The organism is Chryseobacterium phosphatilyticum (assembly GCF_002899825.2).
Taxonomy (GTDB): Bacteria; Bacteroidota; Bacteroidia; order Flavobacteriales; family Weeksellaceae; genus Chryseobacterium; species Chryseobacterium phosphatilyticum.
In genome coordinates this window covers 17,228-33,591 of sequence record NZ_PPED02000001.1, presented here as the reverse complement: position 1 = coordinate 33,591, position 16,364 = coordinate 17,228, and the positions used below count along the sequence as shown (strand labels likewise).

Annotated in this window: 11 protein-coding genes; 3 read left to right on the top strand and 8 right to left on the bottom strand. The window is 38.0% G+C overall.

Features of this window, described 5'->3' with window-relative positions:
- Window positions 1-118 precede the first annotated feature (118 nt).
- Together C1631_RS00140 and C1631_RS00135 are read left to right on the top strand one after the other, a co-directional pair.
- Window positions 119-2,929 (top strand): TonB-dependent receptor, encoded by a 2,811-nt coding sequence (locus tag C1631_RS00140; RefSeq protein ID WP_109709619.1) that lies wholly within the window; start codon window positions 119-121, stop codon window positions 2,927-2,929.
- A gap of 49 nt (window positions 2,930-2,978) precedes the next feature.
- Complete coding sequence (locus C1631_RS00135) at window positions 2,979-3,971, top strand: phytase (RefSeq protein WP_228441085.1); 993 nt, start codon at window positions 2,979-2,981, stop codon at window positions 3,969-3,971.
- Between the two features lie 112 nt (window positions 3,972-4,083).
- On the opposite strand, the gene C1631_RS00130 is transcribed toward C1631_RS00135, so the two are convergent.
- Window positions 4,084-6,333 (bottom strand): ATP-binding cassette domain-containing protein, encoded by a 2,250-nt coding sequence (locus tag C1631_RS00130; RefSeq protein WP_109709615.1) that lies wholly within the window; start codon window positions 6,331-6,333, stop codon window positions 4,084-4,086.
- Window positions 6,334-6,384: 51 nt separating this feature from the next.
- Between C1631_RS00130 and C1631_RS00125 the strand changes: the two genes are divergently transcribed.
- Entirely contained in the window at window positions 6,385-6,807 is a 423-nt protein-coding gene (locus tag C1631_RS00125) for a MarR family winged helix-turn-helix transcriptional regulator (RefSeq protein WP_109709614.1), read from the top strand.
- Window positions 6,808-7,030: 223 nt separating this feature from the next.
- Here C1631_RS00125 and C1631_RS00120 read toward each other — a convergent pair whose 3' ends face one another.
- The 7 genes from C1631_RS00120 to C1631_RS00085 form a co-directional block, all read right to left on the bottom strand.
- Complete coding sequence (locus tag C1631_RS00120) at window positions 7,031-7,753, bottom strand: sterol desaturase family protein (RefSeq protein WP_109709612.1); 723 nt, start codon at window positions 7,751-7,753, stop codon at window positions 7,031-7,033.
- Between the two features lie 69 nt (window positions 7,754-7,822).
- Window positions 7,823-8,092, bottom strand: a complete 270-nt coding sequence (locus C1631_RS00115) for a hypothetical protein (protein WP_109709610.1) — start codon at window positions 8,090-8,092, stop codon at window positions 7,823-7,825.
- Between the two features lie 71 nt (window positions 8,093-8,163).
- A complete protein-coding gene (locus tag C1631_RS00110; protein WP_109709608.1) occupies window positions 8,164-9,510 on the bottom strand; it encodes a S41 family peptidase in 1,347 nt (448 codons plus the stop codon).
- A gap of 4 nt (window positions 9,511-9,514) precedes the next feature.
- On the bottom strand, window positions 9,515-10,255 hold the full coding sequence (locus C1631_RS00105) for a hypothetical protein (protein ID WP_228440911.1): 741 nt from the start codon (window positions 10,253-10,255) through the stop codon (window positions 9,515-9,517).
- A 181-nt stretch (window positions 10,256-10,436) separates the two neighbouring features.
- Window positions 10,437-11,360 carry a T9SS-dependent choice-of-anchor J family protein gene (locus C1631_RS00100; protein WP_109711389.1) on the bottom strand — a complete coding sequence of 308 codons (924 nt, stop codon included), beginning with the start codon at window positions 11,358-11,360 and terminating at the stop codon, window positions 10,437-10,439.
- A 74-nt stretch (window positions 11,361-11,434) separates the two neighbouring features.
- A complete protein-coding gene (locus C1631_RS00095; protein ID WP_103249268.1) occupies window positions 11,435-12,733 on the bottom strand; it encodes a beta-helix domain-containing protein in 1,299 nt (432 codons plus the stop codon).
- A 284-nt stretch (window positions 12,734-13,017) separates the two neighbouring features.
- Window positions 13,018-16,302 (bottom strand): TonB-dependent receptor, encoded by a 3,285-nt coding sequence (locus C1631_RS00085; protein ID WP_109709604.1) that lies wholly within the window; start codon window positions 16,300-16,302, stop codon window positions 13,018-13,020.
- Window positions 16,303-16,364 lie beyond the last annotated feature (62 nt).

Below are 16,364 nucleotides of genomic sequence, written 5' to 3'. Positions count from 1 at the left end.
ATAAGCTTTTTTAAATTTTTCCATATTAACAATTCTTAAAGGAATCTTAATTTTAACTTCAAGTCTTTTCCCAAACAGACGTTTAATTTTGTTGCAGTTTTTAATCTAATTAAAGAAAGTGAAGAAAATTTTTACATCTGTACTGTTTTGTGCTTCTCTATTTTTTTATGCACAAACCGGTTCTCTTTCCGGGAACATTAACGATGACTCGAAGATTGCCCTACCGGGAGCCCGAATCTCCTTAAGTCCGGGAAATATTTATACAACTTCCGACGAACATGGAAATTTTGTATTTCTGAATGTCCCTCCAGGGAATTATACGATGAAAATTGATTATCTCGGGTACGGCATTCATCAATATAATGTTACGGTTGAGCCTGAGAAAAATACAAGACAGAATATTGTATTTGACAAAAAAGAAACAACGATCGCTGAAGTAATTGTTTCGGGAACAACTTTGAAAAATCAGGCAAGAGCCCTAAACAAGCAGAAAAATAATGCCAATATCACCAACGTGATTTCTTCCGACCAGATCGGACGTTTTCCGGATCCCAATATTGGTGATGCTTTGAAGCGTGTTCCGGGTATTACCATACAAAATGACCAGGGAGAAGCCAGAAACCTGATCATCAGAGGACTTGCCCCCAACCTGAACTCTGTTACCCTGAACGGAGACAGAATTCCTTCTGCTGAGGGAGACAACCGTAATGTTCAGATGGATTTGATCCCTTCCGATATGATTTCTACCATTGAAGTGAATAAGACCCTTACTCCTGATATGGATGCCGATGCCATCGGAGGTTCGGTCAATCTGATTACAAGGGCATCGCCTAACGGGCAAAGAATTTCAGCAACTTTGGCCGGAGGTTACAACCCAATCCGTGAAAAAGGAAACTATACGGCTGGCTTAGTATATGGAAATCGTTTTTTAAACAAAAAATTGGGAGCGGTATTCAGCTTTTCCTACAACAACAACAATTTTGGATCAGATAATATTGAACCTGTCTGGAGTATAGCCAATGATGCCGCACAAACTGCCTACATCAGCAAAATGGGAGTTCGTTATTACAATGAACATCGTATCAGACATAGTTTTGATCTGAATATGGATTATGAATTTGACTCAAAAAATAAAGTCTATGCTTCAGCGATGTACAACTTCCGAAATGATAAAGAAACCCGGTTTGCCCTGGGGTATAAAGTAAAACCGGTTTATAATACCGATGAAACTGAGATCACGGGTTGGAAAGGAAGTCTGACAAGACAAAACAAAGGAGGTGATGCTGAAAATGATAACACCCGTCTGGAAAAGCAAAAAGTACAGAATTATGCCTTAAGAGGGGAACATTTACTGGGTTCTACGGTAGATCTTGACTGGTCCATGAATTATGCAACAGCAAGTGAGGATAAGCCCCACCAAAGATATATAGAGTTTGAGAATAGTAAAATGAACTTTTCTCCGGATCTAAGTGATCCGCGCACACCAACGATTAACCTTCTGAATGAAGATAATTTAGGAAACTATAAATTAAGTGATCTTTCAGATGCCAATAGCTTCACTCAGGAGAAGGAATTCGGAGCAAGAGTGAATGTGCGTTTTCCTCTTTCTCTTATCGAAGGACAAAAAGGACGACTTCGTACCGGTTTGCGAATGCGTTTAAAGGAGAAGGAAAGGAATAATGATTATTATAGCTTTACACCGGTTACTTCTATGGGAAGCTTACTTTCGGTACCGACTTTATATCTTAACGGACAAAACTTTCAGCCGGGAAATTATGTTCCGGGAACTTTTGTGGATCCTTCGTATCTGGGAAATTTAGATTTATTTAATTCCGGTCAGTTTAACGGACAGCTGAAGCCGTCCAAATTCCTTTCCAGCAATTATAGTGCAAAGGAACAGATTTATGCAGGATATGTTCGTTGGGATCAGGATTTCAATGATCACCTTTCCATGATCGTGGGAGCACGTATTGAAACTACACAAATTGACTACACCGGAAATTATGTGATGAACGAAAAAGATCTGGTGGGAAAAATTAATAATACCAACACGTACACCAATGTACTTCCCAATATCTCTTTCAAATATGTTCCGGTACAGGATCTGGTGCTTCGTGCAGCCTTTACCACAGCACTTGCCCGTCCAAATTATTATTCATTGGTTCCGTACCTGAATGTAATCTCGGAAGATGAGATTATTTCGGCAGGAAATCCGAATTTAAAGGCTACATATGCCTATAATTTTGATTTCATGGCAGAAAAGTACTTTAAATCTGTGGGTATTCTTTCGGGGGGTGTTTTTTACAAAAACCTCAATGACTTTATTTATACCTATTCGCGTAGAAATTATACCACCAATGATTTTGCCCATGATTTTTCAGGTCAATCCAATCCGATTCCGGCAGGTGAAAACAATTGGAAGTTTATACAGCAGCGTAATGGAGATCATGTTGATATTTACGGCTTTGAAGTAGCTTTACAAAGACAGCTTGATTTCATTCCGGGTGCCTTCTGGAAAGGGCTTGGAATATATATTAACTATACCTACACTCATTCAAAAGCAAAAGGAATCACCAATGAGGAAGGTATTGAAAGAACAGATGTAGGTCTTCCGGGCGCTGCACCTCATATGTTCAATGGATCGCTTTCATGGGAAAACAAACGTTTTTCAGCCAGAATTTCCATGAATTATGCCTCTCATTATATTGACGAATTAGGAGGTAAGGCTTTTGATGACCGGTATTATGACAAACAGTTTTTCCTTGATGCCAATGCATCTTATAAAATTACCAGCCAATTGAGGGTATTTGCAGAAGCCAATAATTTAACCAATCAGCCGTTAAGGTATTATCAGGGAATCCAGGACAGAACTGCTCAGGCAGAATATTACAGACCTCGATTTACCATGGGAGTAAAATTTGATTTTTAACATGAACAAGATATCCTATTATATAGTTCCCCTCGCAGTTTCCTTTTTTATGATGAGCTGTCAGGGGCAGAAACAATCGATAGAAAAGTTAAAACCCAGTATCATTACGGAAACCGTAGTTCATGATACGGATGATCCGGCGATCTGGATTAATCCAAAAGATGCGTCAAAAAGTATCATCATTGGTACAGATAAGGATACTGACGGCGGATTGTATGCTTTTGATCTGAATGGAAAAATCATCAATAAAGTTCCCGGACTAAAGCGTCCCAATAATGTAGATATTGAATATGGTTTTATTTTAAACGGAAAAAAGGTTGATATCGCAGCGGTAACAGAGAGAGAAACCAATAAGGTTAAGCTTTATTCTCTTCCGGAATTAAAAGAAGTAGGTGAATTTTCTGTATTTGATGGGGAAACAGAACGCGGGCCTATGGGAATTTCAATGTACAAAAACCCTGAAACGGGAAAAATATATGCCATTGTAGGAAGAAAATCAGGGCCAAAAGACGGATATCTCTGGCAGTATGAGCTTTCTGAAAAAAATGGAACCATGATAGGAACAATAGTCCGGAAATTCGGAAAATATAGTGGGTTGAAAGAGATTGAAAGTATTGCTGTGGATGACCAAATGGGATATATTTATTATTCTGACGAACAGTTTGGGGTTCATCAATACTTTGCAGATCCTTCAAAAGGGAATGAAGAACTGCTTGTGTTTGGTAAAGGAGATTTCACCTCTGATGTGGAAGGAATATCCATCTATCCTGTTTCAAAAAACACGGGTTACATCCTCGTTTCCAACCAGCAGAATGACACATTCAATGTGTATCTGAGAGAAGCTCCTTCAAAAGGAAGAATTGCAGAGATTCCTGTTTCCACCAGTGAAAGTGACGGTTCCGAGGTAACAGCTGTCAATCTGGGACCGAAATTCCCGAAAGGAGTATTTGTTGCGATGAGTAATGGAAGAGTATTTCATTTATATGACTGGAGACTTGTGGAAGAAAGAATTAAGGCGGCTCAAAAGACTGCCGGTCAATAACAGTTTCTATTTTTTAAACCATTAAGAAAGGATAAGGTTTTTAGATTGCTTCACCTGCGACTCGCAGTGATGCTATGATGAACTTTAATTTTCTTAATGGTTTATTTTTAATCTATTGAATATGTTTTATCAGAAACTCTGCGGTGTAAGACTTTTTATCTTTCAGGAGATCTTCAGGAGTTCCTTCAAAGACAATTTTTCCTCCATACTTTCCTGCACCGGGACCAATATCAATGATCCAGTCGGCCTGTGCGATAATATCCAGATTATGTTCAATCACAATTAAAGTATTTCCCTGATGCACCAGATGGTTAAAAAAAGTCAACAACTTCTGGGTATCACTCGGATGTAAACCTGTACTGGGTTCATCTAAAATAATAATCTGATCAGTATTTTTCAATTCCTTCGTTAGTTTCAGGCGTTGTCTTTCCCCACCGGAAAAGCTGTCCAACCTTTGTCCCAGCATCAGGTAGTCCAATCCCAATTGCAACAACAAATCAAAATTTTTGAGAACAGATTCTTCTGTAAAGAAATGAGCCGCTTCGGAAACGGTGAGATCCATTACCTCAGCAATGGTTTTTTCCTTATACTTATATTGCAATACATCAGGATTAAAACCTGAACCGCCACAGACCTCACAAGGCTGTTCAATATCATCCATAAAGGCCAGGTCTATTCTTTCCACTCCCAATCCTTTACAGTTGAGACAAGCCCCGTCACTGTTTCTGCTGAACAACTTCTCCGAAACATGATTGGTTTGAGCAAAAAGCTTGCGTATAATATCCGATATTCCTAAATAGGTAAGTAAATTTGATCGGGTACTAGCTGCAAATAAAGACTGATCAATAATGGTTACATTAGGATAAAATTCAGGCAATACACGATTGATTAATGTACTTTTTCCTGATCCTGCCACTCCGGTTACAACAGTCATCAGTCCTGTGGGAATGTTTACACTGATATTCTTAAGATTGTATAAATTGGCATTTCTAATCTCCAGATATCCGGCAGGTTTCCTGAATCCACGTTTTAAAGTCGGTTTTTTAGCAAAATAAGAACCTGTTTTACCTTTGGAAGTTTTTAAGTGTTTAAATGTTCCTTCATACACCACTTCTCCTCCATTTCTTCCCGAACCGGGACCTATATCAACAACACGGTCTGCTATGGCAATCAAATCAGGATCATGTTCAACGATTAGAACTGAATTTCCTTTATCCCTGATTTGCTGGATAATGGATATAATATTCTGCAGGTCTTTGGGATGAAGGCCAATGCTGGGTTCATCGAAAATATACAAGAGGTCTACCAAGCTGTTTCCAAGGCTTCGTACCATTTTGATACGCTGCGATTCACCACCTGACAAGGTGTTTGTATTTCTATCCAATGTCAGGTATTGCAAACCAATGGTTATCATATTCTGCAACTTTGCAGAAAGTTCATTGATAATAACTTCATATGTTTGAGAATCCAGTGAACTTATAAATTCCAGCAATTCATCAACTGAAAGTGCCGCACAGTCGGCTATATTTTTTTCTTTTATCTTACAGGATAATATCTTTTCGTTCAGCCTTTTTCCCTGGCAGACAGGGCATATTTTTGTAATGACAATATGGTTCAGCGCATCTTTTCTTGTTATATTTTCTTTGGAATCTTTTTTCAGGAATGCTTTTTCAATTCTGGGAATTATGCCTTCATACCTCACCGTTTTGCCCCAATCTTTGTGTGGGTGTTTAGGTTTATGTTCCGGCGAGTGTAAAAGCATTTCCCATTCTTTTTCGGAAAAGTCTTCCAACTTTTTATCATTATCAAAATATCCGGACAAAGTATATCTGGTGAGACGCCATCCTCCCGGCTGAAATGTCGGAAAACGGATGGCTCCTTCCTGTAAAGATTTACTTTTATCAATCAGAGTGTTAATGTTCAGTGCCTGAACAAATCCTAATCCTTCACATTCCGGGCACATTCCCTGAGGATTATTAAATGAAAAAACATTAGAGTATCCCACAAACGGCTCTCCCATTCTTGAAAATAACAATCGTAAAGAAGCAGAGACATCTGCTGCTGTGCCCACTGTGGATCTGGCATTTCCTCCCAGTCGTTTTTGATTGATAATAATCGGAACATTGAGATTTTCAATTTTATCTACATCCGGTACTCCATAATGTTGCAGACGATTTCTGATAAAACTGTTCTGGGTTTCGTTAATTTGTCGTTGGGCTTCTGCTCCAATAGTTTCAAAAACCAATGAGGATTTTCCCGAGCCAGAAACTCCTGTAAAAACCACAATCCTATGTTTTGGAATTTTTATGGAAATATTTTTGAGATTATTTTGCCTCGCATTCGTAATTTCTATATTTTCCATGATGAAAATGATTAACTTTGTTAATAGTTAACTAAGTTAAGTATATTATTCATGAAAACCATTGAAAAAGAGTTTTTTAACACCTTTACTGATTTTCAATGTCTTATTCTGGCTCATATGAACCGGGGAGACATTAACGGAGTTACAGCAACTCATTATAATATTATTGAGTTTATCATGAGAAAAGAAAATGCAACAGGAAGAGAGATTTCTGCAGCGTTTAAAATCAGTCAGGCAGCCATATCAAAGCAATTAAAGTTTTTGATCAGTCATGATTTTATTATCCAGAAACAGGATGAAACGGATCGGCGGAAATTTAATCTTTCGGTGGCGGAAAAAGGAAGGTTTATTGTAGAAAATTCAGAAACATTCAGAAAGAATATCACCCGGCAAACAGCCGCTATACTCACTGCCAAGGAATTAAACGACTTCAATCGACTGATTACTAAAGTCTTAAATCAAATTAGACTTTAATTGTATGATTTGAGGCTTGCGGAGGAAAAAATAAAGGCAGCACAAAAACTGCTGATCAATAACAGGTTCTAATTTTAAACCATTAAGAAATGATAAGGTTTTAAGAATATTAAGAAATTGTTTCGCCTGCGACTTGCAATGACAACATATATGAGTGTAAAGCATTGTGATCTTAAAATAGGCAACCTGCGTTTAAAAAAGTATATATATGAGAGGTTACTTTTTACCTGTAAGTTCCAAACAGGCGGTCCCAAATAGAGGTATAAAATCCAAAATTTTTGGTTTCATCCAGATGATGCTGGTTATGGAATCTTGTCGTTCCCACCAAAAGCTTATCAAAACTGGCAGGAAAAAACTCTCTGTTAAGATGTCCTATTGTCCCCCAAATAAGATTGATCATCAGATATACTGAAATTGAAATAACTGAAAAGTCATACCCCATTAATACAACCAGCATCATCAGTCCGAACCCAATGGTTTCAAAGGGGTGCAAGACAAAAAGACTTAAGAAATTGGTACTTACATGTTCATGGTGTTTTCCATGCAACATTTTATATACCCATGGTAAATGTGCTGCATAGTGAAAGAAGTACATGAACAGATCCATGAAAAGAAGCAATGCAACAACCTCCAGAAAAATTACTCCAACAGACATACTCTCCCCTATTTCAATCCATTTGTTTTTCCATAGAAAAGCTCCTGTCAACAGGACAAGGCTATTGCAAACAACGGTAAAAAGGCTGAGAAATAAATCAGATGTTGTGATAGAATGATCGGTTTCCTGCAAGGGCTTTTTACGGCAGGTTTTATCAATAAAGATATAGAGTCCGATGGAGAACAAATAAAGAAATACATTGATAACAAGACTGAATACAACCCATTCCGGCCATGAAAATTGCCAAAAAATCGTTATATAACCTGAAAGCCCGGTCCCATTGGAAATCATAAATTCACCACTATCAAATTGAAGTTATAAATGTATGAATTTCGCAATAAATATGGGCAAAAAAGCACTTTATTTCTGTCGTGCTTTTCTTTTAAGTTCCCGGTATCTTAAGGTCAGTCTTTTCCTTAAATTCTCATGATATTCTTTGTAATTTTTAATACTCTGTTCAAGGTTTCTTTTGCTGGATAAATAATCTTCATACAAATTACGTAGTTCTGAAATTTGCAATGCAATATCAGAAGACCGGGATTCAGGGTCTTCCAAAGCTTCTACCAGCAAACGATAGTTTTCGATTCTGCTGGTGAGGCTTGTGTGAAGTTTGGGTTCTATTCCCTGCATAATTTTAATATTTTGTTTGATGTGGTGAAATGACAAAAAATGAGAAGGCAAATAAATAAATGATGATCTTTTTACCAGATATTTCCTTCTACACCAGGTACATCACTTTGATATAAAATCTTAACCTGATGCTGTGGGCCCTGGACATTTGCTGATTTTAAATATACATTTGTCAAAGCTGACGAAATCAAGGTTTCATCCGGGTCACCTAAAGGGCGTAATGGCAATTCAATATATTCATTTACATTCGTTTGCGGAGAAATTCCCTTGCTGTATTCTCCTGTACCATTCGCATTGAACACTTTGTAAATAACCGGATGAATCTGCCAGGAAATCTTTCTGGGTTTGCGTTTATCTTCTACAATAAACCCGGCCATATCTTTTCCTAAAGTAACCTCTCCGATCTGAATCACTTGCAGATAAGGTTTCAGGTTATTAATCACTATTTCCGCTGCTGATGCCGTACTGTTTGAGGTGAGAACATGTACTTTACTCAAACCCATTGCATTTGCCCGCAATGTATTAAAATCAAGGGATTTGGGATCATAAGCAATTTGTTGGGCAAATGTTCTTTTTACTTCGCCTCCATTTTTGTTTCCTTTAAAAATAATGAACGGCGAGCTGACAGATATCCCGGAAGGAATCAATGAACATAATGCAGCGGCGGATGACACCGATCCTCCATAATTGTACCTCAGATCAAGAATCAGGTCCTGAACCCCGGCAGCTTTAAATTCTGCAAACTTCTGATTAAGCGCAGAGGTCATTCCGTCCGGAAAGTCATAAATATAAAGATAACCTGTCTTTTTACCATTTTTATCAAAAATCCGGGACAACAAAGGTTGTTCTGAGGAATAGCCATAATATACCGTAATATCTTTTTCATCAGCAACTGTATTATTTTTCCAGTAGCCAACTTTCAGGTCGATAACCGTCTGTTCTTTCATGGATGAGGTAATAGACTCTGCATTGGCTGCTGTAATCACCTTACCATTTATTTTTGTAATGATCATTCCTCTTTCCAATCCCGCATTAAAAGCCGGAGAATTTTTAAGAACCAGCTTTATAACTGTCACCACTTCACCATTCGTCAGTTGAATCACTGTATAATCAAAACCATACATATTTCGTATGGATCTTGGATAGCTGGACGGATCTTCTGTATTGACCACAAAAGAAAAACGATCCTGAGAAGACAACAGGCTTTTGAAAAAATCTTTTACAGGAAGATGGTAATCCGGTTTGGCCGGCATTTGATCAGCCCAATAGTAATACCTCCTCATACTGTCCTGTACCCAAACATTGACAGATTCTGTACTTCCTTCAGGAAAAACAGGTGCTCCATCATCATTATTACTGGTACATGAAAAGAGCAAGGCAGCTATTATGATCCATTGAAATAATAAAACTTTTCTCATATTGCTACAGATATCCTGCTATATCGATATCTCCTTTTACCGTCCATACTCCATTTTCTATTTTTTCCTGAAGAACAATCATATTGGCTCCGGTGTGTTGGTTGATTTTAACTTTAATTATTTGAGATCCTATATATGGTTCTGTAGTTCCGGGTTTATAGAGTTCCAGATAAGCAGGAGTCAAAGGGTTGAAAGAATTATAAATTTTCACAGCAGTAAAGTTATCTTTGCCGATATTCTCAAATTCAGCAAGTACTACCCCATTATCTCTTTTTAAAATACCTTTTACATTTTTAAGAGCTGATCCCGAGAATTCTCCCAGATTGGGAAAAATAAATTCAAACCCTATTTTTCCAAGATTAACCTGAGGTTTTACAGCATACGTTTGAAGGAAAATCCCTGGGAGATTAAAGAAATACAAATTTTTATACTCCTCTACATTATTGTAGCTGATCGTATATTTTGCGATTTCTGTTCCTGTTTCATTATTATATATTCCCAGTTTGTTGGTCTCTCCTTCATCCAGTACAAACTGAAGCTGAGTTTCTATTTTATTGGTATATGAAGTGTTTCCGTCTATAGCTACCGGAACTCCGTTAAACCTCATCTGAAGTACATCAGGTTTAGAAAAACCTTTTATGGTTACTTCTCCGGGCTTTTGTGCTTTATCATACTTCTCCATTGCAGTATGGTCTGTACATGAGAATAGTATGGCAAAGAATACTAATGCAAAGATCTTATTCATCTTTTTAATTAATTATATCATTTAAACTTAAAAATATTGCCCCGCCCTTCGTGCGGGGCAATACACAATTATAAAAAAAACTAAGTCGGATATGTTTGGGATTACCTTCTTCCAATGGTCACCCTTATTTATATATTTAAATCAGAATTTTTTTGATGTTTAATTCTCAAAAATTCCCTGATTATTTTTTGATAAATTTCAAATGTTCTTTTGTCTTTCCGTCAGTAATTTCTGCTATATAAACGCCACTGGATAATTCTCCTACATGAATAGATTGAGAATACTGAACACTAAGAACTTTTTGCCCTGCAGTATTGTAAATTCTTACCACTGCTGTATTTTCTTTCAATCCTGGATTAAGTTTTAATTTCAGCGTTTCTTTTACAGGATTTTCTATTATCTGTGTTAAATTTTTATTCTTTTTTACATCCTTAGTTCCTAAAAAAGCAGTGGCATAAATAGCCATTTCATCAATATTGATATTTTGAATATTATTACCGGTTGGCTTTCTGTTTGACCACATTCCGATATAAATTTTCTTGCCTGCAAAAGCAGAAAGATCCACGAGGTTTTCTACGAACTGAGTAAGGTCTGTCGGGAAAGGATTCGTAGAGCCTCCTACCTGTATTTTGTATGGGCTTGGAAGGTCATTCCCCGATCCATCTACCGTCATGGCCTGAAAATCAGACAATGCAGGAACTTCTTTTTGAGGGGTGCTTACGAAGATATACAGGTCACGTCCCAGAATCGTATGAGTCGTTCTCTGTCTTCCGATGTAAGCCGCAAGAGTAATGGTTCCGCCTGCATTGGTAAGATCAATCTGAGGAGAAATGATCCAGTCATTTTCTGTCGCAAATCCCACAGCACTTCCGGTTGGCACCAAGCTCATAGAATGACGAAGGACTCCTGCAGTTCCATATACCATAGCTGTACCGTTGTGATAAATATTTTGCCCCTGAAGCCATCCGTTGTTATTGTTATTCAGATCGTGGAAAGACCACCCCTGAAGATCAGCAGGAGTATCAAAAGTGTTACCCCATACCATGGTTTGTGCTGTAGCCAGCTGAGTTAAAAAAAGAACAGATGATAAAATTATTTTTTTCATGATACTCATTATTTAGATTTTTTTAAATAGAAAAGCAAGGAATCAGCGTACGCTGTTCCCTGCCTTTATTTTTTTTACTCTACAATGGCAAAATTGTATTTTGTCCAAATTCCCTGGAAGTTTCCACAGTTTCTTGGAGATACATTCCAGCTTCCTTCGTTGAAGAAAGGCTGGCTCATTCCCCATGATGCAGCGGTAGTTCCTGTAAGAAGATTAGCAACAGGAATTCCTGCAGTACCTGCTCCTGTTACAGAGGTAGTAAATCCGTGAACCTGGATTGAACCTAAATTAGAAGCTGCAGAAAGCTCAGACCCTACTCCTTCTACTCTGATTCCTGTAGGATATCCTGTTACTACAACATCATTTAACGTTAACTTACCGTATCTTCTGATATGGATCCCGTTTTCATAAGCAGCACCTTGTCCTGCTGTACCAAATTTTGGTCCTACGATAGTCAGGTTGTTGATCACAGGGTTTGTAATTAAGGAAGTAGATGTCCCTGTAGCATTGTTATCCAACTCGATACCGTTAGAATCCGGGCTTCCACCACTCACGGTGTGTGCTGAATTGTAATCAGCTAAAGAAAGTGCACAAGTAATAGTTCCTGTGTATCCGTTATCAAAGTCAAAGTTATCATCTTCTGCTGCAAAAGAGATTAGATTGGAAGCATTTACCGTACCTCCAAAGAATTCAAAAGAATCATCCTGACCGTAAGATACCTGGATATGATCTAGTGTAGTTCCATTTCCAACACCACCTAATGATAAAGCGTTTACTTCGTTACCTGAATTCGCTCCTACGAAATCATACCCTGCGAATTCAATACGCACGTATTTCATAATTCCTGCATTGTGAGATGCATTTGAACCTCCAAAGTAGTAATCGCTACCTGTAAGACCTTCAATAGTTGTGGTAGCAGGTACGTTGGTAGGTGCATCTCCTAAAAGAATTACTCCTCCGAAATCTCCCGGAGTTGCTGTAGTGTCTTCATTTCCATCCAACAAGTTGTAGCTTGTGAAAACGATTGGCTGAGACTCTGTACCTGTAGCATTGATTTTACCTGTTTTAGTAATAACCAGGATTCCTGAACCTTCTCCTGCGGCATTAGGTTTAGCTTTGATAAAAGTTCCCGGTTGAATGGTAAGTGTTGCTCCATCTTTAACAGCCACAGTACCATCAATTTCGATCACTCCACTCCATGTTGTATTGGAAGTAATAGGCCCGTTTACTTTAGTAACAGGAAGTGAAGAAGCTGTAAGGTATTCCGCTGAAGTAGACTTCATGTCAAATGGTGTAGAAGAATCTGCAAGGTTATCATGTTGACAAGCAGTAAGGGATAATGCAGCAGCTGCAATTAGAGTTAATCTTTTCATTGTTATAATTTTTGTTGCATCCGGTTATTGGTTTTTCAACCGGAAGTTTTAATATTCAGAAATATCCGCCTCTATATTCCTGCGATTTGGTTTTTATTTCCCCGGCATTTCATGAGGAGCTGATCTGCCGGACTTCCCTTTTTTCTGCTGATGTTCGGGAAAAGACAATAGCAGTCGGTGGTTTGCTGATCCGGTACTGGTGTGCGCTTCATCAGTATTTATCCGGTTCATGTTCAGGATTCCGAAACCTGTAGAGGTCTACTTAAGTTCTATCTTATGATGGATTAAAATGTATAAATCACATTCAACCCAAACATTCTTCCACTGTAAGCACGAAATAAGATTTTATCAATATTCTTATCATACTTATCGGTAGCACCGGGAGCCAGTTCCATAGACTCTCTGTCTGTAAGGACATCACTTCCTCCACCATTCTTTTTGGCTACGTAAGAATTAAAATTGTTATAATATTCCTTCACTCTGTTGAAGAGGTTTTTCACATTCAATTTCACTTCAAGATTTCTGTTTCTGAGAAATTTATAGGAGATCTGTGCATCTGCTACCGCATAGGGACGCTGTATTTCTTCTCCATTATAGGAGTACCCTACCGTAATGTATTGATCCCCTTTGGCATTATATAAAAAACTCAACCCCAACCTTTCTCCATCATACATCAGTCCTAAATTGTACGCATAAGGAGTTTGTCCGTAAAGGGGTCTTGACACTTCATACGTATCATCCTGAGGTCCGGTTTTTTCCTTGTCTTTAAAAGCAATGACTTTGGTACTGTTATAGGTAAAATTTCCGCTGATAAAAAGATGAGAAAGCATAGGATTCTGAGCAATAAACCCCAGATTTTTTCTTACTTCCACTTCAAACCCTTTCAGCTTTGCATTTTTGGAGTTTCCGTTGTACAGGTAAAGATTTCCTTCTCCTGACAGATAGCCTTCACGTTCAATTGGATTATCTATATCTTTATAATAGATTCCTGCAGAAAATATTTCTCCTAATCCCGGAAACCATTCAAATTTAAAATCATAATTATTGACCACAGATGATACCATTGATGTGTTGTAAATCATTCCGTTGGCAATCGGATCAAAATAAGGTAGTCCTGTTCTTTCATTGAACTGAGGCCGGATTACCGTTTTGTTATATGCCAGTCTCACATTCATTTTATTGGTGGGGCTATACGTAAAATTGGCTGAAGGCATCCATTGCCATGGTTGATCATCAATGACAGGTTTATTGACATTCCTGGCGTCTTCAGAATCAATTTGTTGAGAGATAAGATCATATTTAAAATATTCTGCTCTCAATCCCCATACTAATCTGAATTTATTCCTCCAGCGATTATCAAACATTACATACATGGCGTGTTGCTCTACTTCACCTTCATATTTTTCATTATTATACAAGGGTCTTGTTTCCCATCCGATTCCCCCGGGTGCATAGTGGGAACCGTCAAACCAATCTGAAAGAGCTCCATACATTTGTAGAATCTTGCTGTTGGGTACATTTCGTTTTTCATCCACTCTCAGTAAAAATTTTTGTTGTTGATTGGTGTTCGTTTTTGATGCCCCCGCATATCCGATTTTTATGTCATTTTTAAATGCATTTTTATCAAAACTCCATTTGAAGGAACCTCCATAGTTGTAATCCGTTTCTTTAGTGGCAATATACCCTCTGGCAAAGTCACTGGAAGAGTTATTGACCTCATGATAATTTAAAATTTCCCTCCCTATAAAATTGTATAAAGTCTGATGTATTGTATAGTCTTTAGTATCAGAAGAAACTCCGGTTCTGGCGGCAAACCAGTTGATTTCCATATTGCCTATTTTGTGATTTCCTTCCAGTTTATTTTGTAAAAACATCTGGTAGACAGGATAATCTGTGTTTCCTGTAAAAGGTTTGTCTAAAGATTTAATCTGTGAAGGATCATTATTGGGAACGATTCCGTTATAGAAATAATTATAGGAAGCTTCTGCATTGGAAGCCATTCCACTTCCCCCTGTGTACTCATTCCAGCCGGTAATTCTTGTCAGGGTATTATCATAAATATGAGTGTATGAGTTACGGAATGAAATTCTGCTCTTATTCAACTGTACACCGAAATTAAGCATTCCTGCTACGGTAGAATTATAATTGTACGAGGCTCCTTTATTTTTAAAGTTATAAAAAGTGATATTCCCTTCAGGATCCCGGGGGCTGTTGGTGTCCAGCCAGTTTCCTCTTCCCGTATGGTCAATATCCAGTTTATTCTGCTCATTTTTGATGATGAAAGCTCCCGCAAAACCCCATTTGTTATTATTTTTAAGACGATAGGTTCTTCCTAATGCTACCTGAATATTAGATCCCATATCTCCTCTGGTCTTATAAGTAGTAAAATTGTCATTGACAAACTGCTTAGATTGCTCAAAAAGCTGAGGATTGTTGACTGCCAGTGCTTCCAATCCTTTTGGAAAATCCCTTGTCCCGTCATCATATCCGAAATAATCGTATTTTCCTCTCTTACGGGTAAGTGCTTCTTTAAATGTGGCCTGATCATTATAAGATGTTCCTAACGTTATTGTTGTAAAATTCTCATTGGGAATATCTTTGGTTCTTACCTCCACATATCCTCCAGCAAAATTGGCATTCATATCCGGAGTGGCTGATTTGCTTACCACCACACTTTCTACCATGGCCGTAGGAATAATATCGAATGAGAAGTTTTGATTATACGCTTCTGTACTGGGCAGGTTAATCCCATCCATAGCCGCGGTGTTCCATCGTTCTCCCATTGAGCGAACTACTACATATTTGTTATCGATCGTTGTGATTCCGGTTACTCTTTTCAATGTTCCACCGACATCGCTGTCCGGTGTTTTGGAAATCTGTTCAGCAGAAATCCCATCACTCATCTGGGCTGCTTTTTTCTGCTGAGCCAGTAATCCAGCCTGAGTATCGGCTTTACGTGTCGCCGTTACCACCACTTCTTTAATATCTGTAATTTTATCCGAAACTGTATTTAAAGCAAATGAAACGGTATTGGTTTCTTTATTGACAACCGAGAGTTTTTCTACTCTGAGTGTATTATATTTTGGAGCCTTAATGGTAAGATTATACACTCCTGAAGGAAGATCTACCGTAAAATCACCGTTATTATCCGTCAGTACAGTTTTCTGTGCAATACTCACTTCAGCTCCGGCGACAGGATTTCCTACCTCGTCAACGATTTTCCCGGAAATACGTCCGTTTCCCTGTACAGAAGCATTGCCTCCTTCATACTTGATTGAAATAAGATCCCCGTGAAGCCGGAATACCACAGGAAGCCCACTGGTAATATCTTTCAGACAGCTGTTGATCGATGTATTTTCACATTTTACTCCTTTTACCTTCAGCTCTTTGATATCTACTTTTGAATAGGCCAGTCTCATCCCTGTTTTTCCTGCAAATTCTTCCAATACTTCGATTAATGGTCTGCTGGCAGGAACAGAAAATGAAACTTTCTGAACCAATTCCTGTGCTTCGGCTGCTACCGTAAAAAATAACGCTGCTATGGTAAAACCACATTTCAAACTTTTCATACGTAAATGTTCTCTTTTTGATTTAAGGTTATCTGATTATTAATTTTTTTTATGGTTGTTTT

Excerpts from the sequence above, each read along its gene's own strand:
- C1631_RS00135 (WP_228441085.1), top strand. The coding sequence starts at position 2,979 with ATGATGAGCTGTCAGGGGCAGAAACAATCGATAGAAAAGTTAAAACCC.
- C1631_RS00130 (WP_109709615.1), bottom strand. The coding sequence starts at position 6,333 with ATGGAAAATATAGAAATTACGAATGCGAGGCAAAATAATCTCAAAAAT.
- C1631_RS00125 (WP_109709614.1), top strand. The coding sequence starts at position 6,385 with ATGAAAACCATTGAAAAAGAGTTTTTTAACACCTTTACTGATTTTCAA.
- C1631_RS00120 (WP_109709612.1), bottom strand. The coding sequence starts at position 7,753 with ATGATTTCCAATGGGACCGGGCTTTCAGGTTATATAACGATTTTTTGG.
- C1631_RS00115 (WP_109709610.1), bottom strand. The coding sequence starts at position 8,092 with ATGCAGGGAATAGAACCCAAACTTCACACAAGCCTCACCAGCAGAATC.
- C1631_RS00110 (WP_109709608.1), bottom strand. The coding sequence starts at position 9,510 with ATGAGAAAAGTTTTATTATTTCAATGGATCATAATAGCTGCCTTGCTC.
- C1631_RS00105 (WP_228440911.1), bottom strand. The coding sequence starts at position 10,255 with ATGAATAAGATCTTTGCATTAGTATTCTTTGCCATACTATTCTCATGT.
- C1631_RS00100 (WP_109711389.1), bottom strand. The coding sequence starts at position 11,360 with ATGAAAAAAATAATTTTATCATCTGTTCTTTTTTTAACTCAGCTGGCT.
- C1631_RS00095 (WP_103249268.1), bottom strand. The coding sequence starts at position 12,733 with ATGAAAAGATTAACTCTAATTGCAGCTGCTGCATTATCCCTTACTGCT.
- C1631_RS00085 (WP_109709604.1), bottom strand. The coding sequence starts at position 16,302 with ATGAAAAGTTTGAAATGTGGTTTTACCATAGCAGCGTTATTTTTTACG.